Source organism: Roseibium polysiphoniae (assembly GCF_014842925.1).
GTDB lineage: Bacteria > Pseudomonadota > Alphaproteobacteria > Rhizobiales > Stappiaceae > Roseibium > Roseibium polysiphoniae.
In genome coordinates this window covers 686,564-707,883 of record NZ_JACYXJ010000002.1, presented here as the reverse complement: position 1 = coordinate 707,883, position 21,320 = coordinate 686,564, and the positions used below count along the sequence as shown (strand labels likewise).

The window sequence follows — 21,320 nt, the reverse complement described above, 5'->3', positions numbered from 1 at the left end:
CACTAGCTGTTGCCGGGACCTTCAGGAGACCCGGTCGGATTTCCGACCTGTTCTGCCGGGTCGTCACGCGTGTCCTGACCCGGCGCTGAACTCGCGGCCAGTCTAATTTCTGCGGCCAGTCGACCGATCCGAGTTGTCAAAGCTTCATCCAGCGGCTTGCTTTGCGCTGTAGCGGTCAAAACGGCTCTGGCGTCTTTGGGGTGACCGAGCGCCTTCAACGCAGCACCCAGAGCATTCCCAGCATCTTTCCGGTCGGGCGCCTTTTCAAACGCGCGATGCGCATGAACGAGTGCAGCTTCGCCGTCACCAAGCTTCCGGCAAACAACGCTGAGTGACGTCAGGATTGTGGTCTTGTCGTCTGTCGCGCGCGTGAGGGCTGCCCAATAGGCGCTCTTGGCAAAGTCCAGATTGCCGGCGGCGAAATGGGCCTCGGCGACCAGTTTGTGGAGATCAGCCGATTCTGGCGACAACTTCAGGGCTTTGTCCGCATACATCAGCGCTTCATCGTATCGCTTTCGCCGGATCAACAGTTCAGACAGGCCGGTAAGAGCGGGGACATAGGATGGATCGAGCCCCAGAGCCTTGTGATAGGCAGCCGCAGCACGTGAGGCTTGCGGATCTTTCGCAGTAATTTGGGCATAGAGCGTCAAAGTCGGCGCATTCTCGGGCAGGAGAGCCATCAAACGCTCGGCCGGGGCGAGGGCGCTTTGTGTCTTGTCCTGCCGCAATCGAACGGTCGCCAGTCCATAGAGTGCGTTGTGATTGTCAGGCGAGGCGGCCAAAACCCCCTCGAAATTGCTTTCGGCATTGCCCAGATCGTCGAGGAGAAGCTGGCAGTTGCCAAGATTTGCACGGGCTTGGAGATGATCAGGTTCGACAAATACAATCCGGCGTAGCTGGGAGGCCGCTTCTTCAAGGTAGCCGGCCCTCAGCAAGGCCGTCGCGGTCCGATAGGCAATTTCAATGTCATCCGGATCGGCTTCAAGCGCGTTGAGATATGCAGAAAGCGCCGCTTCCTGGTCGCCCTGCCTCTCATGTTTCAATGCCTCGTCAAAGGCTTCACGAGCCGGTGTCGTCATTTGCCGTTCCAAAATCCTTTGCGAGCATCTGCGCCGGGCAAACCGTTTGGCCTGGCCAACTTGGGATCTGCCCACGAAACTACAACGAATCGTCTCAGCTCACTCTAACCCGCCTTTGAGGCGAAAGATCCTCCTCGGCAAAGGTCACGCCAACACCGGTGGATTTGCTTGTGCAAACTTCAGGCGGGCAGCAGCGCTCGAACAAAGCCAAACGAGCCCCGAGTCCGTTGAGGAGAGGTGGAAAGCCGCGCAATTGGTGCGTTTTTCAGCTTCAATTTAGGACGCTATCCGTTTAGAAGCTTGCCATGACCCAGCATGATCGCCTCCTCATCATCGATTTCGGCTCTCAGGTTACGCAGCTCATTGCACGTCGCTTGCGCGAACTGAACGTCTTTTGTGAAATTCATCCCTATCAGAAGGTCACGGACGCCTTCCTCGCGGAGTTTAGGCCGAGGGCGGTGATCTTCTCGGGCGGGCCTGATTCTGTCGTGCGCGAAGGATCTCCACGACCGCCGAAGACGGTCTATGAGCTTGGCGTGCCGATCCTGGGCATCTGCTACGGGCAACAGGTGATGATGCAGGACCTGGGCGGTCAGGTCGATGGCGGCAAGATTTCAGGCGGCGGCGGCACTGCCGAATTTGGCCGCGCATTTGTCACCCCTGCAGGTGAGCCACTTTCCATTCTGCAAGGTTGGTTTGCCGAAGGCAAAGAACAGGTGTGGATGAGCCACGGCGACCACGTCAGCAAGATTGCACCTGGCTTTGAGGTGTTTGGTACTTCGCCGAACGCGCCCTACGCGGTCACGGCAGACGTCGAGCGGCACTTCTATGCGGTGCAGTTTCATCCAGAAGTGCATCACACGCCAAATGGCAAGATGCTGTATGAGAACTTCGTCCGCGCGGCCGGCTTCAAGGGCGACTGGACCATGGGCGCCTACCGCGAAGAAGCCATTGCGAAGATCCGTGAACAGGTTGGCGACAAGAAGGTCATCTGCGGCTTGTCCGGCGGCGTTGACAGCTCGGTCGCTGCCGTTCTGATCCATGAGGCAATTGGCGATCAACTGACGTGCGTTTTTGTTGACCACGGCCTTTTGCGTCAGAATGAAGCCGACGAAGTGGTCACCATGTTCCGCGATCACTACAACATTCCGTTGATCCATGCCGATGAGAGCAGGCTGTTTCTTTCCAATCTTGAAGGCGTGTCTGATCCGGAAACCAAGCGCAAGATTATCGGCAAGCTGTTTATCGATGTCTTCCAGAAATACGCCAACGAAATCGATGGCGCGGAATTCCTCGCCCAGGGAACGCTCTATCCGGATGTGATCGAAAGCGTCAGTTTTTCAGGTGGTCCGTCTGTGACCATCAAATCCCACCATAATGTGGGTGGGCTGCCGGAAAAGATGGGCCTCAAGCTTGTCGAACCCCTGCGCGAACTCTTCAAGGATGAAGTCCGTGCGCTTGGCCGTGAACTCGGTCTGCCAGACAGCTTCATCGGTCGCCATCCGTTCCCGGGACCAGGCCTAGCGATCCGCTGTCCAGGTGAGATCACCGGAGAAAAGCTAGAAATTCTCCGAAAGGCAGATGCGGTCTATATCGACCAGATCCGCAAACACGGTCTTTACGATGAGATCTGGCAGGCCTTTGTTGCGATCCTGCCGGTTCGCACAGTCGGCGTTATGGGTGACGGCCGCACCTATGATTACGCCTGTGCGCTTCGAGCCGTGACCTCGGTCGACGGCATGACGGCGGATTATTATCCCTTCACTCACGAGTTCCTTGGCGAAACCGCCACGCGGATCATCAACGAGGTGCAGGGCATCAACCGCTGCACCTATGACATCACCTCCAAGCCCCCCGGCACAATCGAGTGGGAGTGACGGTTTGGTGGAGCCCACCTCTTGTTGGGCGCGCCATCTTCTAGGCAACTTGGTATGGGCAAGCGAATTGTAATTCTCACCGACGGCTCAGATCGGCACTTCTATTTCTGCAATCGGATCATAGAAGAGACCGGCAACGTCGTTGGAGTGATCACCGACGGCAAGGAGATCAACCGCCCGAAGCTGGAGCAGGTCCGCAAGACCGCGTCCCGGCATGTGGTCCAAACTCTGAGGCAACGTTACTACCAGAGGCGTTACCGGACACATGGGGTCGCGCTTAAGAACGAAAAACGGCGCAATGAAAGCCTCTTCTTCAGCGGCTCGGCAGATTCTTTCCTGTCTGGCTACTTCGATTTTCTGCTGGCGAGCGTCACCTCAGAATTCCGGTCCATAAATGCCCCATATTTTATCGAGACGATCCGCCGGGCCAAACCAGATGTGATTGCCGTGATGGGGACATGCATATTGGGACGCGGAATTTTGGACAGCGCTCCCGTCGTCCTGAACATGCACACCGGCTTGTCGCCTTATTATCGCGGCGGACGAACCAATTTCTGGCCATTCGTCGACAACAACCCCGGTTATTTCGGTGTCACCGTTCACAAAATGTCCCGGGGAATAGATACCGGCGATATTGTTTTTTCAGAAAGGGTCGTGCCGGTGCCCGGTGATACCTACGGATCAATCAACTGCAAGAGCATCGTCGCTGGCACCAGGCTTATGATCGAAGCTTTGAAACAAGTTGAGACCGGAACCTGCCGGGCCTTGCCGCAATGGACGTCCGGCAAGGTGTTTTATGATCGCGACTGGACGTTCAAGGCCGCAAAATTGTATTTTGAAAACCGGGATCGTTTGGTCCAACAGCAGATCGCGGGTGAAGCCCGAGGGGACTACACTCAGATCCTGACGGTTCGAAATGGCATGGTGGACAATGATTAAGTCCGGCAGGACGCCCCTTTTTTCTCATGTGCTGCTGTATCACGCCGTCTTTGACACCATTCCCGACAGCGTCAAGACAAACCTCCAAAACGTCAGCCCTGATGAACTGTACAAGCAACTCGCATGGATGAAAGAGCATTTTGATCTCGTCCGGCTGGATGATCTTCTCACGATGCCCGATCAGGAGGGCACGTTTGCGGTCACGTTCGACGATGCCTACAAGTCAGTTTTTTCAATGGCCCTGCCTGTGCTTGAGGATCTTGGGGTACCGGCAACCGTGTTCGTGATCGGATCCACGCTCTCGAAAAAAGTCTTCTGGCGGGACAAGGTACGCCTGTTGATTAGCGCGGGCAGGGTTGCCGACTTCGTCTCCTGGGCAGACCCGTTTTGTCGCAAGAGTGCAATCACGGCAGATGATTTCTACAAGCGGAGCAAGGCCCCGGACGTCAACAGCGCAGAGCTTGACCGATTGCTGGATGACTTTCTGGATCTTGGGTTGGGCGGGCTGCTCCGCAGTACCAATTTATGTGCCGACGACCACGATCAATTAATTGATCATCCGCTTTTGACCTACGGCAATCATACCCACAATCACTACGTCCTGTCGTCGCTCTCCAGGCCAGAGAAAGACCGTGAAATCCGGGTAAATGCCCTGATAATCGACGGTCTGGACAGAAAGACAAGCAAAGTTTTTTCGATACCCTTCGGGGGGCTCGAAACGTTTGACGCTGAAACCTTTGCCATTTTGGCGGCTGAAGGATATGGCGCGGCCTTGCTCTCGCGAAATCGGGCCAACCATCAGACCGATGGACCGCTTCCCAACCTTTACGGACTGCCGGTTTTGGAACGGTACATGCCCAAGGCGACTTTCGAGGAGTTTCGACAGCAGGTGCCTGATATGATCCGGGCAGCGCATGAAATGCCGTCGTTCTGAGGCGCATCCGCGGTCTTTACGATGGGAGCGGGCAGGCCTTGTTGCGATTCTGCCGGTTCGCACAGTCGGCGTTATGGGTGATAGCCGCACCTATGACATCGCCTCCACGCCGCCGGGCACGAACGAGTGGGAATGATGCTGCTGCCTGGCACGTAAGGATGTTTGACCGACGGGTGCTTTTGAGGCTCCCGCCGGTTCTATTTTTTAGCTAGGCGAAGCCTTCCAGGACGACCTTGCCCTTTGCCTTGCCGCTTTCGATGAACTGATGCGCCCGCCTCAGATTCTCGGCATTGATCGCACCGAAATTTTCGCCAAGCGTGGTCTTGAGGGTGCCGTCATCGACGTGTTTCGAGATCTCGTTGAGCAGCTTGCCCTGCGCAGCCATATCTGCCGTTTTGAACATGGAGCGCGTGAACATGAACTCCCAGTGGGTCGAGACGCTCTTGCGCTTGAAGGGACTGATGTCGAGGCTTGACGGATCGTCAATCAGTGAAAAGCGGCCTTGTGGCGCGATCAGTTCGGCAATCTCTGTCAGGTGATCGTCCGTGTTTGTCGTCGAAAAGACATAGGCCGGTGCGCCGAGGCCGAGGTCGGCAACTTGTTTCGCAAGCGGCTTTGAATGGTCGACGACATAATCTGCGCCAAGGTTCAGGACCCAGTCGCGGGTCTCCGCGCGTGAGGCCGTCGCGATTACCGTAACGTCCGTAAGCTTGCTGGCGAGTTGAACGGCGATTGAGCCAACGCCGCCAGCGCCGCCAATGATGAGAACGACGGGCGGCGCCCCGGGAATTGCCGTGTTGATGTTCAGGCGATCAAAAAGCGCTTCCCATGCCGTGATGGCGGTCAGTGGAAGGGCTGCGGCCTCTGCCCAGGACAGGCTTTTCGGTTTCCGGCCAACGATACGCTCATCGACAAGGTGAAATTCCGCGTTGGTGCCGGGGCGGGTCAGGTCGCCGGCATAAAAGACCCCATCGCCGACGTCGAAACCTGTCGCATCCGAACCTTTGGCGACCACGACACCGGCAGCGTCCCAGCCGAGAACCTTGTAGTCGCCGGGTTCCGGTTCCGCCCGCATGCGAACCTTGGTGTCGACAGGATTGACCGAAACGGCCCGAACTTCCACGAGAAGGTCTGAACCGCGCGGCTCGGGACGTGGCAGATCTATATCGACGAGCGCGTTGTCGTCGGTGATCGGTAGTGATTTTTCGTAACCAATAGCACGCATATCAAAGCTCCTGAATTGCTGCTAATTGATCTGGATCATAGAGTCGAAGAAGACAAGAACGCACATAAAAGAAGCTAAGTGGCTTAAAAGGCACTAAGTATAAATTAGGATACTCTAATGGCACGTGCCCGACACACGAGTTTTGAATGCAGCCCGGGCTGTGCGGTTGAGGCAACTCTCAGCCTCATTGACGGCAAATGGAAAGGCGTCGTGCTGTACCATCTTCTCGACAGCACTTTGCGGTTCAACGAAATTCGCAAGAAACTGCCGAGCGTCACCCAGCGCATGTTGACCAACCAGTTGCGTTCACTTGAAACAGATGGGCTCATTGAACGTAAGGTCTATCCGGTGATTCCGCCGAAGGTCGAATATTCCCTGACAGAGCGCGGTCGCAGTCTTGAGCCGGTCATCATGGCACTCAAGCACTGGGGCGATGCCAATAAGGAGCTTTGGCCGGACGAATTCGGCTTAGTGGTTGCAGCTGACTGAGGGTCTTGTGGGCTGAAGCTCCTATAAAACCGTTCAAGCCGATATGCCATGTCTCGCCGAGCGTGACGCCTTAGCCAACCGCCAGCGATAAAAAGGCACTGGTCGATGGACGACTGCATGTAAAATACAATGAAGGGTTGAGAGCGAAAAAAACCGGCTGGAATTAAACTGGTATTTGCGCCGTGTGGAGGGGACCTTCGAGTGTCCGAGCTTCACGTCGACGACCAATTAGACATATGAAGGCCGAAGATCAGTCGACATCATCTCTATGTAGGTAAAATTATACTGAAGCATGATATCTTTCAATGGCAATACCGAAATATGTCGCGCAGCCCCAACCAGATTGCAGGGGAAAGTGTCTGGCCATTTGACTGTATTGTTCCCCTGCCGAAAAGCGGTCTGCTATCACATGATAAAAATGCCATACTCACGATGGCGGCGAACCAAGCTAGTTCACCTATCATGCGACCGACAATACAATGGAGACGATATGAAAATTGATCCGGAAGCCGCTGATTACATTCTGTTTCAGCGGACTAATTTTCTGCCGAAGAAAAAAAGTAGTACGTTGAATAAATTGCTCAGTTACTTCAAGCCGACTGAGACTTATGAACAATATGTCCAAAGGTATGCGCGAAATAATGCGTATACAATTACAGAGCGGTATGCCAAGGAGATGGAAATAGCCTTTGATTCAATAAAAGGACATATTCCTATCGATGCGCAAAATATTATGGATATCGGATGCGGTATTGCTGCGCTTGATTATTATCTTTATCAGTTCCTTAAAGCTAATAATCCAAATATTTACCTAATCGACCGTACGCAAGTCGATGAAAATGTTTGGTATATGTTTGAGGATAGAGGTTCATTTTATAATTCTCTCGATTTAGCTAAACAAACCCTGATTGCCAACGGAGTGCCTGAACAGTCAATTTTTTGCATCGAAGCTCCGGACGATGGGGTGTTACATTCAGCGATCAATCCATGCGACTTAATCATATCAACATACTCATGGGGATTCCATTACCCAATTGAGTTATATTTGGAAAGTGCCTATGAAATACTTGCTGTGGGTGGTGCTCTTATTGTTGATGTAAGGACGGAAACAAGTGGAGAGGAATTGTTGAATCGTAAATTTGGGATGGAAAGTATATCGGTTATCTATCGAGGCGCAAAGCATAATACATTGAAGTGCATTAAGCGTATGTAGCAATCGATTATTCTCCAAATATGGAATGCTATACCAAATTTTTATCAAATGCATGAGAGCGTCATGAGAAAAACGATGTCGATGATCGCGCTAAAGCTTGCGCGGAAATTGAACCCTGAAATTAGGCAGCAAAGCCAGCCAGTCGTGAAGATGCCGGTCGAACTGAGTATTGCTGAACGTGAGATCATCGATGATGTCATTGCCGGTGGTTATACGATGACGAGTGTTCCGCGCCTAGTCGCGACCCTGAAGGCCTGTCGCCATGTTGTAGAGCAGGATATAGACGGTGACTTTGTGGAGTGCGGGGTATGGAGAGGCGGTAATGCCATCCTTGCTAAAAAGGTGTTTGAACTGCTCGGAAGCAAAAAGCAGGTGTTCCTTTTTGACACGTTTGAGGGGATGACGAAGCCCACGCTACATGATCGGAAGACCGGCACAGCAGAATTAGCATTCGAAAAATACGAAGCGACCCAGAGCAATGGTCATAGTCAGTGGTGCTATGCATCATTAGAAGATGTCAGAGAAAATTTTATCCAAAGCCGCGTCGATCTTGGTAACGTTCACTTCATAAAGGGAGATGTCGCTGTAACGTTAAACGAAGGGAGTAACGTTCCAGATAAAATCGCCGTGCTACGCTTGGACACCGATTGGTATGAATCGACGTTGGTTGAGCTAGAAATACTTTATCCGCGATTGACGGTTGGGGGGGCGATTTTGATCGATGACTACGGCCATTGGGAAGGGGCGAGAAAAGCAGTCGATGAGTATTTCGAGAACAATACAAACGCTCCACTTCTTTATGTGACGGACTACACGGGACGGATGGGGGTGAAGGTAGGTTCTTGACACAAAGGCGTTGTTAAGTGGGTCACGTTGCTTCCCCACTTTGTGGGGGCGAGCGTATGTGTATAGTCAATTGAAGCGCTTATGAAGGCTTTAGATCCTACGCGGCATTGGTGAATTGCAGAGTGCATCAACTGGGTTGTTATAAAAATTGGCGTCTTAAGATTAGCCTGATGTTGAATCTGCTGCCCACCCACGCTTTGGTTTGCTCGGAGGTGACAATCCAAATCGGGGCTTCATGCGTATATCGGCTTGTGCTGTCGAGGCGACGTTGAGCCTGATCGACGGCAAGTGGAAGGGCGTCATTCTGTATCACCTTCTTGAGGGCACAATGCGGTTCAATGAAATTCGCAATAAACTGCCGAGCGTCACCCAGCGCATGTTGACCAACCAGTTGCGTTCACTTGAAACGGATGGGCTCATTGAGCGTAAAGTCTATCCGGTGATCCCGCCGAAGGTCGAATATTCCCTGACAGAGCGCGGTCGCAGCCTTGAGCCGGTCATCAGGGCACTCAAGGACTGGGGCGATGCGCATCGCGATCTATGGCCAGAGGAATACGGTAGCCAGACGCTTGTACGGTAAGGCATGGACTTCGGCCGTGTGCCATTCCGCGATTCCACCCCTCTTACGTTTCGCTCTGATAGACGGGAAGGGGTGGCGCCATGACGTGCTTGTGATTTCATGCGGGCACGCGGATCGGCGAGGATCGGTTGCCTTGTTCCAGGGTGTTAACCGATCCGGAGTGTCCTCATGAGCCGCGGCTTGATTTCATGCCTTTATGCTTTTCTTGTCTCAGTGTTCCTCGCCGGAACTGCGCTTGCTGGGGAGGTAAAGATCGAAGCTGTAGATGCCATTCAAAACGACGGTCTGTGGCGCTTCAGCGTTACCCTTCGTCATGACGACACCGGCTGGGACCACTATGCCGACCTGTGGCAGGTCGTGACACCGGATGGAGACATTCTGGGAGAACGCGTGCTGGCACATCCCCATGTGAACGAACAGCCTTTCACGCGCAGTCTGGGTGGCGTTCGGATTCCCGATGATATTTCAAAGGTCATAATTCGTGCGCGTGATACCGTACATGGCTTCGCCGAGGAAACGTTTGAGGTCACTTTGATGCGCTAGACGCGTATTAGCCGGACGCGAGCACGAGAACCCCGTCAGCAATAAACTGAATTGAGAGGGCGGCCAGGAGCACCCCAAGCAGCCGGGTGATCACCAGCTGAGCCGTGTCGCCCATCAGCCTTTCAAGCTTGTCCGCCAGAAGGAAGGCGACCAGGCAAAGCCCCAGGATTGTGATGATCACGGCCCCAAGCCCGGCATAGGTGAGGGTATCAGGAGCCTGTCCTGATAGGAGAATGATGGCCGAAATGGCCGCCGGGCCGGCAATCAAGGGGATTGCAAGCGGGAAAATGGCCACTTCATGGACATCGCCCGGAGAATTGTCCTCCACGGCTTTTTCAGCCGTTTCGGACTTCCGTGCGGCACGCTTGCCGAAAACCATCTCGATCGCGATCAGGAACAGCAGGATACCACCCGCGACGCGGAACGCGGACACCGAGATGCCAAGCACATTGAGGACCGTCTGACCTGCCACGAAGAAAAGCATCAGGATGCCAGCTGCGGTCACCGTCGCCCGAATGGCGACGCGCCGGCGATCGTGAGCAGAAAGGCCTGAGGTCACGGCGAGGAACATCGGTGCCAGCCCGACCGGATCGATGGTGACGAAAAGCGTGGCAAACGCGTTGATAAAATAATCGAACATGGCTCGGTTGCGCTCCAGAAAGGGGGCTTTTGCCGGGCATCTTACAGCTCTGAAGCGGCTTTGATCACCGGTGGTTTTTAAATCTATTTTCGAGCCTGTGCATGACGCTCGTAAGTCATTGAATACTATGACGTAAGCTCATTCCTGAAAAGACTGTCATATTTGGTTCAAATTGATGAATCGGATATAAAAGAAAAAGCAATAACAACGATATGAGTTCAATCCTTGGCTGATCAGGATAACAGCACTTCGGGCGGCGCATCGCCGTCCGATATCAAGCCGATTTCCATCGTCGACGAAATGAAGCGAAGCTATCTCGACTACGCCATGAGCGTGATCGTGAGCCGCGCGCTTCCTGACGTTCGAGACGGTCTGAAACCGGTGCATCGTCGCATTTTGTATTCGATGCATGAGAACGGCTACGAGTGGAACAAGCCCTATCGCAAATCGGCTCGCGTGGTCGGGGACGTGATGGGTAAATACCATCCGCACGGCGACAGTGCGATTTACGATGCGCTTGTGCGCATGGCGCAGACCTTCTCGTTGCGCCTGCCTTTGATCGACGGTCAGGGTAACTTTGGTTCGGTTGACGGCGATCCGGCGGCGGCCATGCGCTACACCGAGTGTCGTCTGCAGAAGGTCGCGCACAAGCTTCTTGACGACATCGACAAGGAGACAGTCGACTTTCAGGAGAACTACGACAACTCCGAAAGCGAACCTGTCGTCCTTCCCGCAAAGTTCCCGAATTTGCTCGTCAATGGCGCCGGCGGTATCGCTGTCGGCATGGCGACAAATATTCCACCGCACAATCTGGGCGAAGTGATCGATGCTTCCATCGCCATGATGGAAAATCCGGCGATGACGCTCGAAGAGCTGATGGAAATTGTCCCTGGTCCGGATTTCCCGACGGGCGGCATTATTCTAGGCCGTTCAGGCATCCGCTCGGCGTTCGAGAGTGGTCGCGGTTCTGTCGTGATGCGCGGCAGGGTGGAAGTCGAAGAGATCCGCAAGGACCGCTTTGCCCTGATCGTTTCGGAAATTCCGTACCAGGTGAACAAGTCCTCCATGATCGAAAAGATCGCCGAGGCTGTTCGCGACAAACGCATTGAAGGCATCTCCGACATTCGCGACGAAAGCGACCGTTCCGGAATGCGCGTCGTGATCGAGTTGAAGCGTGACGCAGTTGCCGACGTTGTGCTGAACCAGCTTTATCGTTTCTCGCAGCTGCAGAGCTCCTTTGGCTGCAACATGGTTGCCTTGAACGGTGGCAAGCCGGAACTGATGAACCTGTCCGACATGCTGAAGGCCTTCGTCGCCTTCCGCGAGGAAGTCATCGGCCGCCGGACCCGTTACCTGCTGAGAAAGTGCCGCGACAGGGCACACATCTTGGTTGGTCTGGGCATCGCCGTTGCCAACATTGATGAGGTGATCAAACTGATCCGTGCGGCTCCGGATCCGGCCACTGCGAGACAGCAGTTGATGGAGCGGAACTGGCCGGCACAAGATGTGCGTTCGCTCATCCTCCTGATCGACGACCCGCGCCACATGGTTCAGGAAGACGGCACCTACAAGCTGTCGGAAGAACAGGCGCGTGCGATTTTGGAACTGCGTCTGCAGCGTCTGACCGCGATGGGCCGCGACGAAATCGAGGAAGAGCTGAACAAGATTGGCGCGGAAATCGCCGAGTACCTCGAGATCCTGCGGTCGCGCAAGCGCATCCAGGACATCGTCCGCACCGAAATGCTCGACATCAAGAACGAATTTGCGACGCCCCGTCGGACGGAGATCGTTGATGGCGGCGCAGATTTCGATGAAGAGGATCTGATCCAGCGCGAGGACATGGTCGTGACCGTGTCCCATGGCGGCTATATCAAGCGCGTGCCGCTGGCCACTTACCGGGCGCAGCGTCGCGGCGGAAAGGGACGTTCCGGCATGGCGACCAAGGACGAGGATTTCGTCACGCGGTTGTTTGTCGCCAACACCCACACGCCGGTGCTGTTCTTCTCCTCACGCGGCATTGCCTACAAGATGAAGGTTTGGCGCCTGCCGCTTGGCGGCCCGACTGGCAAGGGCAAGGCCCTGATCAACATGCTTCCGCTGGAACAGGGTGAACAGATTTCCTCGATCATGCCTTTGCCGGAAGACGAGGAGAGCTGGGCAAACCTCGACGTGATGTTCTCGACGGTGCGCGGAACCGTGCGCCGGAACAAATTGTCGGACTTCGTGCAGATCAACCGCAATGGCAAGATCGCCATGAAGCTCGAGGACGGCGACGGCATTGTGGATGTCGACACTTGCTCCGAGCATTCCGATGTGATGCTGACAACGGCATCCGGACAATGCATTCGCTTCCCGGTCACCGACGTTCGTGTCTTTGCTGGTCGCAACTCGGTCGGCGTTCGGGGAATCCGGTTGGCCGATGACGACCATGTCATCTCAATGCAGATTCTCCACCACATCGATGTCGATGCGGAAGAGCGCGCTGCCTATCTGAAGATGTCCCGCGCCGTTCGCGGTGAAGCAGAAGAAATCGACAGTGAAGATGAAGTCTCCACTGAAGGTGGCCTGAATCCCGAACGCTATGCGGAAATGAGTGCTGCCGAGCAGATCATTCTGACCCTGTCGCAAAACGGCTACGGCAAGCGTACGTCTTCGTTCGAGTATCGCGTCACCGGGCGTGGCGGTAAGGGCATCACTGCGATGGCGGTGAATGACCGCAACGGCCCGCTCGTCTCTTCCTTCCCCGTTGAGGACAGCGACCAGATCATGCTGGTGACCGACGGAGGTCAGCTGATCCGCTGCCCGGTCGAAGGCATCCGCATTGCTGGACGTGCGACTCAAGGGGTGATCGTCTTCAAGACGGCTACAGATGAAAATGTGGTCGCGGTGGAGCGTATCAGTGAGGTCGATGAGGACGATGAGATCATCGACGAGGAAGGCAGCGAAGGTGCAGCTGGGTCTTCGGACCAGGGCGACGGCACTGCCGACACCTCCGATGGCACGTCCGAACCGGACGGCGAATGAGTTCGGCTTTGGGTTTTTCTGATCCTGGGCGGGTTCGCCCGGGGAAGGGATATTCCAAACAAAAGCAGCGGCCTGACACGAAGTCAGGGCCGCTGCTTTTGTTTGAAGGTCAAGCGCTCGGATCCTGAATGCGGGGAGAATTCAGGGGTGGGTTCCTGCGTTTAGCTGTTGGTCGGCACGCGTTCCAGAACAGTGGTGTTTTCGGTCGGCGCGGGCTGTTTCACGGTAACGAAATTGATCTGACGGACGGCGCCTGTTCCGCTGATGGCGGCAGCGCAATCAGACGACCATGCGCCCCACGCCTGTCCCTGGCAGTTGGATGGCAAAGTGCTGTCCATCCGATCAGACTTGGTCAGCGCCGCACCCTGTGCGATCGCGCTGTCGCTGCCACCGATGGGCTGGAGGGTGAAGAATGCAGCCAAGGCAACAGCGGCAACACCCGCGGCCATCACACCGGCAACCTGCATCGCGCTCCGCGGGCTGGCTGCGCGTTTCCTGGATTCAAAAACATCCCTGCCAAACTTCTGCAGGAACATATCGTTCTGAAAGTCATCATAGGCGGTCATCTTGAGCTCCCTTTGGGCGTGTTGCCCTTTGGCTAGTAAACACAAGATGACGCAATTCGTTCCATGAGGTCGTGATACGCGTCACACAATGGAAGCTTTTCCGAGTTTCGCGAAAACGCTTGTCGCGGCTTTGAAGCTTGTGGGATCCGCCGGGGCAAGCTATGGAAAGCGCCATGATACGGACCGCGCTATATCCAGGATCGTTTGACCCCGTCACAAACGGTCATCTCGACATCCTCCGTCAGGCAATTGCACTGGCTGATGAAGTCGTCGTTGCCATTGGGGTTCATCCGGGCAAAGCGCCGCTTTTCAGCTTTGATGAGCGCGTCAAGATGATCCACGAGTCCGCTGAAGCGGCCTTCGATGCTGATGAAGCTGCCAAGATCCGGGTTGTCTCGTTTTCCAATCTGGTGATTGAAACCGCCCGCTCGCTGGGCGCGAACTATCTTGTGCGCGGCCTCCGCGATGGCACGGACCTTGACTACGAGATGCAAATGGCCGGCATGAACGCCACCCTTGCTCCCGAAATCAGAACTGTGTTTTTGCCAGCATCTCCGACAAGCCGCCACATCACCGCCACGCTTGTACGTCAGATCGCCAAGATGGGCGGCGATGCCGGCGCATTTGTTCCGCCATCCGTTGCCGGCCCTCTGGCCGAAAAGACGCGCAACTGACTGGCCCAGGTATCACCACAGGCCAACTCGCTTTCACGACCAAATGGAGTTCCATGTGTCTCGTTTGATTTCCATATTCATGTTGATCGCTTCGATCCTCGTTATGCCGGTTGTCGCATCCGCACAAACGCTCGATCCGGAGAACACGCTGTATCTTGATCTCAAGGACGGCCGCGTCACGATCAAGTTGCGCCCGGACCTGGCGCCCAATCATGTCGCCCGGATCAAGAAGCTCGCCCGTGAGGGCTTTTATGACGGCATTGTCTTTCACCGCGTGATCGACGGCTTCATGGCCCAGACAGGCGATCCCACCGGCACGGGCATGGGCGGCTCCGAAGAGCCGGACATCACGGCAGAGTTCTCAAGCGAACCCTTCCGCCGTGGAACGCTCGGCATGGCGCGGGCATCAAGCCCCGATAGCGCCAACTCCCAGTTCTTCATCATGTTCGCAAGCGGCGACTTCCTGAATGGCCAATACACGGTCTGGGGTGAGGTCGTTGAGGGCATGGACCTGGTTGACAACATCACTAAGGGTGAGCCACCGGCAAACCCGGACAAGATCGTAAAAATGCAGGTCGCCGCAGACGCGGGCTGATCACTCAAACCAACAAATGAAACGGGGTCGCACTGACCGCGCAGACTACGGAGAATACAATGGCCGAGATCAAAGACGCCGAAAACACGCTTTTGATGGAAACCACCGTCGGACCGGTTGTCATCGAGATGAAGCCCGACCTTGCCCCCAACCATGTCGCACGCATCAAGGAACTGGTGCGCGAAGGGTTTTATGACGGCATCGTTTTTCACCGCGTGATTGACGGCTTCATGGCCCAGACCGGCTGCCCCCAGGGCACCGGCACAGGTGGTTCGGGCCAGAAACTCAAGGCTGAGTTCAACAAGGCGCACCACGGTCGCGGAACCTGTTCAATGGCACGGGCCCAGAACCCGGATTCTGGCGACAGCCAGTTCTTCATCTGCTTCGGTGACGCCGGTTTCCTGGACGGCCAGTACACGGTCTGGGGCGAAGTGATCGAAGGCATGGACAATGTCGACAAGATCAAGCGAGGCGAGCCTGTTCAGAACCCGGACAACATTGTTTCGCTTAAAGTCGCTGCAGACGCATAATCTGCGCGACCGGTATTCGAATTGAACAGCGCGGAGCCCATGGCTCCGCGCTGTTTGTTTATGGATGAGAACACGTTGGCTGCAATGGTTGACCCACTGACGGTCACCGTCTAAGAGCGATCCAGCGTTTTCGGCCCCAAAATGCCGAACGAACACCTCCATCACTGACACGGCCAAAGACCAACTGCTTCATGCGCGTAGACCTGTTCGATTTTGAACTTCCCAACGAGCGGATTGCCTTGCGACCGGCTCGTCCGCGAGATTCGGCGCGTATGCTTGTCGTGAAACCGGGCGGCAGTCCGGAGCTGACGGATGCAGGTGTCGCAGATCTGGCGAGCTACCTGGAGCCAGGCGATGCGCTGGTTTTCAATGACACCAAGGTCATTCCGGCACAGCTCGAGGGAACGCGGACCCGCGGCGATGCCGTCGCGAAGATCAGTGCAACCCTGCATCTGCGCGCTGGACAGGATCGCTGGTGGGCGTTTGTCCGGCCGGCGAAGAAACTCGTCATTGGCGACCGGGTACGCTTTGGCGGCGACAACGAGACCTGTCTTTCTGGAACACTCGATGCGACTGTTTCTGACAAGGGTGACGCGGGCGAGGTCCTTCTTGTCTTTGACCTGAGCGGTCCGGCGCTGGATGACGCAATCGTCGCGGTCGGCCATATTCCTCTGCCGCCCTATATCGCGCAAAAGCGCGGCGAGGATGGGCAGGACAAGTCGGACTATCAGACAATCTTCGCGGAGCGAGCCGGAGCGGTTGCGGCCCCGACAGCGGGATTGCATTTCACGCCTGCGCTTCTCAAGAGTCTCGAGGATCGCGGCATAGAACAGCATCGCGTAACCCTTCACGTCGGCGCAGGCACGTTTCTGCCTGTGAAGACCGAGGAAACTGAAACCCACAAGATGCATGCCGAATGGGGTGAAGTCAGCGTGGAAACGGTTGCGGCATTGAAGGCTGTGAAGGCCCGTGGCAACAAGGTCGTCTCAGTCGGCACCACGTCACTGAGGATCCTGGAAAGCGCCTCACAAGGACCCGATGGTCTTCAGCCATTTTCCGGGGAGACGTCGATTTTCATCACACCGGGCTACCGGTTCCGCACGATCGATGCATTGATGACAAACTTCCATTTGCCGCGTTCAACCCTCTTCATGCTTGTATCGGCCTTCGCCGGCCTCGACACCATGCAGCGGGCCTATGCCCATGCCATCGAGACAAACTACCGGTTTTACAGCTACGGAGACGGCTCGCTTCTCTTTCCGGCGCTTGCCGGTGATGAAAGATAAAGACCATGTCCGCAAAACCCTTTTCCTTCAAGTTGCTGAAAACCGACGGCATGGCACGCCGCGGCGAAATCGAAACGCCGCATGGCATCGTCAGCACGCCGGCCTTCATGCCCGTCGGCACCCAGGCGACGGTCAAGGCCATGTATCCCGGACAGGTGCGCGAAACCGGCGCCGATGTTGTGCTTGGCAACACCTATCACTTGATGCTGCGCCCGACAGCGGAACGCGTCGCGCGCCTTGGTGGCCTTCACACATTCATGAATTGGCCGCATACGATCCTGACTGACAGCGGCGGATTCCAGGTCATGTCCCTGGCGCAATTGCGCAAGCTGGATGAGGACGGGGTACGCTTCCAGAGCCATATCGATGGGGCAAAATACCATCTGACGCCGGAGCGTTCTGTGGAGATACAGGGGCTTCTGGGGTCTGACATCCAGATGCAGCTAGATGAGTGCATCAAGCTGCCGTCGCCGCGGGAAGAAGTCGAGCGGGCGATGGAACTGTCGCTGCGTTGGGCTGAACGCTCCCGTAGACAGTTTGAAACCATGGGCGGACCGGAAAAGGGGCAGGGACTCTATGGCATCGTCCAAGGCGGAGATGTTCCAGACCTGCGTGTCCGTTCAGCCGAAGAACTCTCAAAGATGCCTTTTGAGGGATATTCCGTCGGCGGCCTCGCTGTCGGCGAACCTCAGGATGTCATGCTGCGCATGTTGGACATCACCACACCCGTAATGCCGGTCGACAAACCACGGTATCTGATGGGTGTCGGCGCACCGGACGACCTTCTGGAAAGCGTCAAGCGTGGTATCGATCAATTCGACTGCGTGATGCCGACGCGGGCAGGGCGGCATGGTCTTGCCTATACCCGGTTTGGCAAGGTCAATCTCAAGAACGCCCGCCATATGGATGACCCTCGACCGCTGGATGCGGAAACAGACTGCCCGGCCAGCAGTGTCTATTCCCGCGCATATCTGCACCACCTTGTGCGCGCTGGAGAGGGGCTCGCAGCCATGATTCTGACCTGGAACAATCTTGCCTATTATCAGAGCCTGATGAAGGGCATGCGGGACGCCATTGAGACTGGCACCTTTGACGATTTCTATCAAAAGACCAAGGCGGACTTGGCGCGCGGCGATATCGCCGCGCTCTGACAGTCGCTGCGGGCCTGAAGAAACAACAGCATGATCGCTAGGCAGAGCGCTGCAGCTATGACCTCAGGCGGACAAACCCGGTGACTGAGTAAGGACACATCCCGAAATCCGCCAGGTCCCGTCCGTCTGCGCCTCAAAACTGTAGAGCGCGAGCCAATTGGCACCCTTCGGTCCGACTACGTAGACCTCTTGCACCGGACCACTTGCGGTGTCCTTCAAGGCTCCGAACTTGACGTCCTTTGGGCGGTAAACGGGCTGATAGCCCTGCTTGACCATCTGCATGAAGATATCGGGCGTTTGAAACCGGCGCTGCAAATCGCGCGTGGCGAAGGAAAACGCTGTCTTGGAATCACCTGCAGCAAAGGCATTCATCTGGTTCTTGATGATGGACTGAAAGGCTGACGCATCGGCAGCAGACTGCGCTTGCCCGGCCGTTGGCGCAAGAGACGCGCTTCCCAGAACCCAAAGACACACAAAGAAAATGAACCGCATACGGACCGCTCCCTGTCATTGGAATGTCATCAGTATACGGGTGATTCGGAAAATTGGATTGCTGTAAGAGTTCGCAAGGTCACAAATTGCGCAACGCGCACAGGCTCACACCATAGATAGTCAAAGCCGCCAGAGTTCGATGTCCTGAGGACATTGGCCGCGGTCAAGCCTTGCGGGTATGTCGGCAACGAGGCAACGCCCTTGTCCAACTAGCCCTGATATCAATGGCCATGCATCGCCTTCCTCGAAGAATTGGTCATGAGGAACCGCCAGAACGACCGCGTCAGATCCAATCAATTCATCGGCGCTTGAAAGCGAAAGCCCGTATTCCTCCATGACGTCATCCGCATCGGCGAGCGGATCGTGGATCATGACATTTGCGCCGAAGTCCTTGAGCTCGCGAATGAGGTCGACAACCTTGGAGTTTCGTGTGTCTGGGACATTCGCCTTGTAGGTGATTCCGAGCACCGCGATCTTTGCCGGCATTTGGCGACCCAGGCGCACACAACCCTGAATGATCTTGCCCGCGACATAGCCCGGCATCGCTTCATTCGTTCCGCGACCGGCGAGGATCACCTGAGGCGTCATGCCAATCTCATTGGCCTTGTGGGTCAGGTAATAGGGATCGACACCGATGCAGTGCCCGCCGACAAGGCCGGGCTGGAACGGCAGGAAATTCCACTTTGTTGCCGACCCGGCCAGAACGTCACGCGTGTCGATGCCCATGGCATGAAAAAGCATGGAGAGCTCATTCATCAGGGCAATGTTGAGATCCCGCTGCGTGTTCTCGATCACCTTGGCGGCCTCTGCAACCTTAATCGAGGGCGCACGATGAATTCCCGCCGTGACCACAGATCCGTAGAGATCACATAGCGTCTGCGTCACAGCATTCGAGCTCCCGGAAACAATCTTTACGATGTCCTTGAATTCGCGCTCGCGATCTCCTGGATTGATACGCTCCGGGGAATAGCCAACACCAAAGTCGGCGCCAAATGTAAGGCCAGAGGCTTCTTCCAGTGCCGGCACCGCGATGTCTTCGGTCGCGCCTGGGAAGACGGTCGATTCAAACACCACGATGGCGCCCTTTTTCATCACACCGCCGACAATCTGGGCGGCGCTCACGAAGGGCGTCAGGTCCGGCTTTTTCGCAATATCAACGGGCGTGGGAACGGCAACAATGAAAACGTCGCAATCGGCAATGTCTTCCGGCTGTGCGGTGAACCGCAGTTTGGTGTGGTCCAGACAAGCAACTGCGACCGAAGCCGTACTATCCACGCCGCGCGAAAGTTCTTCGAGACGAGATTCTTTGACGTCGAAGCCTATGACCTCATATCCGGCCGCGGCAAAGGCAATAGCCACCGGAAGCCCTACATAACCCAAGCCGACCACAGCGATGCGAGGTGATTGCGTGGTCGAATGCGTCATCAGGGTACCTTCGTGCGCGAAAATGAGCCAGGAAGCAGTCTCCCGGTTTAGAAACAGAAAAAAGACCGGATCGTTCCGCAAGAACAAACCGGTCCTGTCCTAATCTCAAAAGGCCGCCTTTTGCAAGCTGCCGCTATCAGGGTTTGCTACTCGGCTGCTGCTGGCAGCTCCACCAACTCTTGCAGCAACGGAAGAAGTTCAGCGGCAAGTGCCGGATCTTCCAGTGCGTAGGAGATGTTTGCGCTTAGGAAGCCGGCTTTGGAACCGCAGTCGTAGGTCTTGCCGGTGAAGCGCAGGCCAGTAAAGCTCTGCTGGCTCATCAGGCTCAGCATCGCATCGGTAAGCTGGATCTCGCCGCCTGCACCCTTGTCCTGTGTCGCAAGCAGGTCAAAGATTTCTGGCTGAAGAATATAGCGGCCATTGATGTAAAGGTTGGAAGGTGCTGTGCCAGGCGCGGGCTTTTCCACCATTCCAGTGATCCCGAAGGTGGCGGCGTTCATGTCCCCCTCAACCTGAACAATTCCGTATTTATGCGTCTGATCCTCCGGCACGGCCTCCACCGAGATCACATTGCCGCCGCTCTGATTATAAACATCCACCATTTGCTTGAGGCAGCCGGGATCGGATTTCATGATCATGTCGGGAAGCAGGATCGCAAATGGCTCCGGCCCGATGATATCCCGCGCGCACCAGATGGCATGGCCAAGGCCCAGCGGTTCCTGCTGGCGTGTGAAGCTGGTCGATCCGGCATCTGGACGGAGTGTCTCAAGAAGCTTCAGAGCCTCGGCCTTATCGCGCCGCTTCAATGTTTCTTCCAGCTCGTAAGCCCGGTCGAAATGATCGGCAATAACGGTCTTGTTCCGGCCTGTTACAAAAACAATATGCTCAATGCCCGCGGCCCGCGCTTCATCGACCACGTATTGAATGATTGGACGATCGACGATGGTCAGCATTTCTTTTGGCACGGCCTTGGTGGCCGGAAGGAAACGTGTGCCAAGGCCGGCAACGGGGAGAACGGCTTTGCGGATCGGTTTGCTCATTTTTTGTTTTTCCTGTGATCCTGATCAATAAATTTCGAGCAGCCAGATATATGGAGAAGCTCAGCGTAGCTCAAAGCTGAAACGTCTAAGCATTCTATAGGTTCCGGTCTGTGAAATAGAAATGACAATCTCATGATGTGATTGGCGTCAGTTTCGGCGCGCATCAGTATAT

21 protein-coding genes are annotated in these 21,320 nt (G+C 55.7%); 14 read left to right on the top strand and 7 right to left on the bottom strand.

Annotated elements, in window-relative coordinates:
• Nucleotides 1-2 precede the first annotated feature (2 nt).
• Nucleotides 3-1,079, bottom strand: a complete 1,077-nt coding sequence (locus IG617_RS06965) for a tetratricopeptide repeat protein (protein WP_192108470.1) — start codon at nucleotides 1,077-1,079, stop codon at nucleotides 3-5.
• 305 nt (nucleotides 1,080-1,384) lie between these two features.
• Between IG617_RS06965 and guaA the strand changes: the two genes are divergently transcribed.
• Genes guaA through IG617_RS06950 form a run of 3 tightly spaced genes read left to right on the top strand, consistent with a single transcriptional unit; the run spans nucleotide 1,385 to nucleotide 4,829 of the window.
• Nucleotides 1,385-2,956: a glutamine-hydrolyzing GMP synthase gene (gene guaA / locus IG617_RS06960; protein WP_192108469.1), complete on the top strand. Its 1,572-nt coding sequence runs from the start codon at nucleotides 1,385-1,387 to the stop codon at nucleotides 2,954-2,956.
• A 54-nt stretch (nucleotides 2,957-3,010) separates the two neighbouring features.
• The gene (locus IG617_RS06955) at nucleotides 3,011-3,895 is read left to right on the top strand and encodes a formyl transferase (RefSeq protein WP_192108468.1); all 885 of its coding nucleotides are present in this window, start codon (nucleotides 3,011-3,013) and stop codon (nucleotides 3,893-3,895) included.
• Entirely contained in the window at nucleotides 3,888-4,829 is a 942-nt protein-coding gene (locus IG617_RS06950; RefSeq protein ID WP_192108467.1) for a polysaccharide deacetylase family protein, read from the top strand. The genes IG617_RS06955 and IG617_RS06950 overlap by 8 nt, the downstream gene beginning before the upstream one ends.
• Nucleotides 4,830-5,037: 208 nt before the next feature.
• Here IG617_RS06950 and IG617_RS06945 read toward each other — a convergent pair whose 3' ends face one another.
• Nucleotides 5,038-6,054 (bottom strand): zinc-binding alcohol dehydrogenase family protein, encoded by a 1,017-nt coding sequence (locus IG617_RS06945; protein ID WP_192108466.1) that lies wholly within the window; start codon nucleotides 6,052-6,054, stop codon nucleotides 5,038-5,040.
• 117 nt (nucleotides 6,055-6,171) lie between these two features.
• Here IG617_RS06945 and IG617_RS06940 point away from each other — a divergent pair, with 117 nt between their 5' ends.
• The 5 genes from IG617_RS06940 to IG617_RS06920 all read left to right on the top strand — a co-directional run bounded on the left by IG617_RS06940 (nucleotide 6,172) and on the right by IG617_RS06920 (nucleotide 9,725).
• Nucleotides 6,172-6,543 carry a winged helix-turn-helix transcriptional regulator gene (locus IG617_RS06940; protein ID WP_192108465.1) on the top strand — a complete coding sequence of 124 codons (372 nt, stop codon included), beginning with the start codon at nucleotides 6,172-6,174 and terminating at the stop codon, nucleotides 6,541-6,543.
• Nucleotides 6,544-7,033: 490 nt separating this feature from the next.
• A complete protein-coding gene (locus IG617_RS06935) occupies nucleotides 7,034-7,756 on the top strand; it encodes a class I SAM-dependent methyltransferase (protein ID WP_192108464.1) in 723 nt (240 codons plus the stop codon).
• Nucleotides 7,757-7,819: 63 nt separating this feature from the next.
• Nucleotides 7,820-8,602, top strand: coding sequence for a TylF/MycF/NovP-related O-methyltransferase (locus tag IG617_RS06930; protein ID WP_192108463.1), 783 nt, complete (start codon nucleotides 7,820-7,822; stop codon nucleotides 8,600-8,602).
• 235 nt (nucleotides 8,603-8,837) lie between these two features.
• Nucleotides 8,838-9,182 carry a winged helix-turn-helix transcriptional regulator gene (locus tag IG617_RS06925; RefSeq protein WP_192108462.1) on the top strand — a complete coding sequence of 115 codons (345 nt, stop codon included), beginning with the start codon at nucleotides 8,838-8,840 and terminating at the stop codon, nucleotides 9,180-9,182.
• 168 nt (nucleotides 9,183-9,350) lie between these two features.
• A complete protein-coding gene (locus IG617_RS06920) occupies nucleotides 9,351-9,725 on the top strand; it encodes a hypothetical protein (RefSeq protein WP_209008298.1) in 375 nt (124 codons plus the stop codon).
• Nucleotides 9,726-9,732: 7 nt separating this feature from the next.
• Here IG617_RS06920 and IG617_RS06915 read toward each other — a convergent pair whose 3' ends face one another.
• Nucleotides 9,733-10,365, bottom strand: a complete 633-nt coding sequence (locus IG617_RS06915; RefSeq protein ID WP_192108461.1) for a MarC family protein — start codon at nucleotides 10,363-10,365, stop codon at nucleotides 9,733-9,735.
• Nucleotides 10,366-10,665: 300 nt separating this feature from the next.
• On the opposite strand from IG617_RS06915, the gene gyrA reads away from it, so the two are divergent.
• Nucleotides 10,666-13,389, top strand: coding sequence for a DNA gyrase subunit A (gene gyrA / locus IG617_RS06910; RefSeq protein ID WP_209008337.1), 2,724 nt, complete (start codon nucleotides 10,666-10,668; stop codon nucleotides 13,387-13,389).
• 161 nt (nucleotides 13,390-13,550) lie between these two features.
• On the opposite strand, the gene IG617_RS06905 is transcribed toward gyrA, so the two are convergent.
• Complete coding sequence (locus tag IG617_RS06905; protein ID WP_192108459.1) at nucleotides 13,551-13,955, bottom strand: hypothetical protein; 405 nt, start codon at nucleotides 13,953-13,955, stop codon at nucleotides 13,551-13,553.
• A 173-nt stretch (nucleotides 13,956-14,128) separates the two neighbouring features.
• Here IG617_RS06905 and coaD point away from each other — a divergent pair, with 173 nt between their 5' ends.
• The 5 genes from coaD (at nucleotide 14,129) to tgt (ending at nucleotide 18,191) form a co-directional block, all read left to right on the top strand.
• Nucleotides 14,129-14,629 (top strand): pantetheine-phosphate adenylyltransferase, encoded by a 501-nt coding sequence (coaD, locus tag IG617_RS06900; protein WP_192108458.1) that lies wholly within the window; start codon nucleotides 14,129-14,131, stop codon nucleotides 14,627-14,629.
• Nucleotides 14,630-14,708: 79 nt separating this feature from the next.
• Nucleotides 14,709-15,224: a peptidylprolyl isomerase gene (locus IG617_RS06895; RefSeq protein WP_254170480.1), complete on the top strand. Its 516-nt coding sequence runs from the start codon at nucleotides 14,709-14,711 to the stop codon at nucleotides 15,222-15,224.
• Between the two features lie 68 nt (nucleotides 15,225-15,292).
• Nucleotides 15,293-15,754 carry a peptidylprolyl isomerase gene (locus IG617_RS06890; RefSeq protein ID WP_153770120.1) on the top strand — a complete coding sequence of 154 codons (462 nt, stop codon included), beginning with the start codon at nucleotides 15,293-15,295 and terminating at the stop codon, nucleotides 15,752-15,754.
• Nucleotides 15,755-15,945: 191 nt separating this feature from the next.
• A complete protein-coding gene (gene queA / locus IG617_RS06885; RefSeq protein ID WP_192108456.1) occupies nucleotides 15,946-17,040 on the top strand; it encodes a tRNA preQ1(34) S-adenosylmethionine ribosyltransferase-isomerase QueA in 1,095 nt (364 codons plus the stop codon).
• Nucleotides 17,041-17,045: 5 nt separating this feature from the next.
• Nucleotides 17,046-18,191, top strand: a complete 1,146-nt coding sequence (tgt, locus tag IG617_RS06880) for a tRNA guanosine(34) transglycosylase Tgt (RefSeq protein ID WP_192108455.1) — start codon at nucleotides 17,046-17,048, stop codon at nucleotides 18,189-18,191.
• A 63-nt stretch (nucleotides 18,192-18,254) separates the two neighbouring features.
• On the opposite strand, the gene IG617_RS06875 is transcribed toward tgt, so the two are convergent.
• The 3 genes from IG617_RS06875 to galU form a co-directional block, all read right to left on the bottom strand.
• Nucleotides 18,255-18,683, bottom strand: coding sequence for a DUF4864 domain-containing protein (locus IG617_RS06875; protein WP_192108454.1), 429 nt, complete (start codon nucleotides 18,681-18,683; stop codon nucleotides 18,255-18,257).
• Between the two features lie 120 nt (nucleotides 18,684-18,803).
• The gene (locus IG617_RS06870; RefSeq protein WP_192108453.1) at nucleotides 18,804-20,108 is read right to left on the bottom strand and encodes a nucleotide sugar dehydrogenase; all 1,305 of its coding nucleotides are present in this window, start codon (nucleotides 20,106-20,108) and stop codon (nucleotides 18,804-18,806) included.
• Nucleotides 20,109-20,254: 146 nt separating this feature from the next.
• Entirely contained in the window at nucleotides 20,255-21,148 is an 894-nt protein-coding gene (gene galU, locus IG617_RS06865) for a UTP--glucose-1-phosphate uridylyltransferase GalU (RefSeq protein WP_192108452.1), read from the bottom strand.
• Between the last annotated feature and the right edge of the window lie 172 nt (nucleotides 21,149-21,320).

What these genes read in the sequence shown, in the direction of transcription:
- tgt (WP_192108455.1), top strand. Translation starts at nt 17,046, where the DNA reads ATGTCCGCAAAACCCTTTTCCTTCAAGTTGCTGAAAACCGACGGCATG.
- IG617_RS06955 (WP_192108468.1), top strand. Translation starts at nt 3,011, where the DNA reads ATGGGCAAGCGAATTGTAATTCTCACCGACGGCTCAGATCGGCACTTC.
- IG617_RS06895 (WP_254170480.1), top strand. Translation starts at nt 14,709, where the DNA reads ATGTTGATCGCTTCGATCCTCGTTATGCCGGTTGTCGCATCCGCACAA.
- IG617_RS06965 (WP_192108470.1), bottom strand. Translation starts at nt 1,079, where the DNA reads ATGACGACACCGGCTCGTGAAGCCTTTGACGAGGCATTGAAACATGAG.
- IG617_RS06945 (WP_192108466.1), bottom strand. Translation starts at nt 6,054, where the DNA reads ATGCGTGCTATTGGTTACGAAAAATCACTACCGATCACCGACGACAAC.
- IG617_RS06935 (WP_192108464.1), top strand. Translation starts at nt 7,034, where the DNA reads ATGAAAATTGATCCGGAAGCCGCTGATTACATTCTGTTTCAGCGGACT.
- IG617_RS06930 (WP_192108463.1), top strand. Translation starts at nt 7,820, where the DNA reads ATGAGAAAAACGATGTCGATGATCGCGCTAAAGCTTGCGCGGAAATTG.
- IG617_RS06875 (WP_192108454.1), bottom strand. Translation starts at nt 18,683, where the DNA reads ATGCGGTTCATTTTCTTTGTGTGTCTTTGGGTTCTGGGAAGCGCGTCT.
- galU (WP_192108452.1), bottom strand. Translation starts at nt 21,148, where the DNA reads ATGAGCAAACCGATCCGCAAAGCCGTTCTCCCCGTTGCCGGCCTTGGC.
- gyrA (WP_209008337.1), top strand. Translation starts at nt 10,666, where the DNA reads ATGAAGCGAAGCTATCTCGACTACGCCATGAGCGTGATCGTGAGCCGC.
- IG617_RS06920 (WP_209008298.1), top strand. Translation starts at nt 9,351, where the DNA reads ATGAGCCGCGGCTTGATTTCATGCCTTTATGCTTTTCTTGTCTCAGTG.
- IG617_RS06925 (WP_192108462.1), top strand. Translation starts at nt 8,838, where the DNA reads ATGCGTATATCGGCTTGTGCTGTCGAGGCGACGTTGAGCCTGATCGAC.
- IG617_RS06950 (WP_192108467.1), top strand. Translation starts at nt 3,888, where the DNA reads ATGATTAAGTCCGGCAGGACGCCCCTTTTTTCTCATGTGCTGCTGTAT.
- queA (WP_192108456.1), top strand. Translation starts at nt 15,946, where the DNA reads ATGCGCGTAGACCTGTTCGATTTTGAACTTCCCAACGAGCGGATTGCC.
- IG617_RS06915 (WP_192108461.1), bottom strand. Translation starts at nt 10,365, where the DNA reads ATGTTCGATTATTTTATCAACGCGTTTGCCACGCTTTTCGTCACCATC.
- IG617_RS06870 (WP_192108453.1), bottom strand. Translation starts at nt 20,108, where the DNA reads ATGACGCATTCGACCACGCAATCACCTCGCATCGCTGTGGTCGGCTTG.
- IG617_RS06905 (WP_192108459.1), bottom strand. Translation starts at nt 13,955, where the DNA reads ATGACCGCCTATGATGACTTTCAGAACGATATGTTCCTGCAGAAGTTT.
- guaA (WP_192108469.1), top strand. Translation starts at nt 1,385, where the DNA reads ATGACCCAGCATGATCGCCTCCTCATCATCGATTTCGGCTCTCAGGTT.
- coaD (WP_192108458.1), top strand. Translation starts at nt 14,129, where the DNA reads ATGATACGGACCGCGCTATATCCAGGATCGTTTGACCCCGTCACAAAC.
- IG617_RS06940 (WP_192108465.1), top strand. Translation starts at nt 6,172, where the DNA reads ATGGCACGTGCCCGACACACGAGTTTTGAATGCAGCCCGGGCTGTGCG.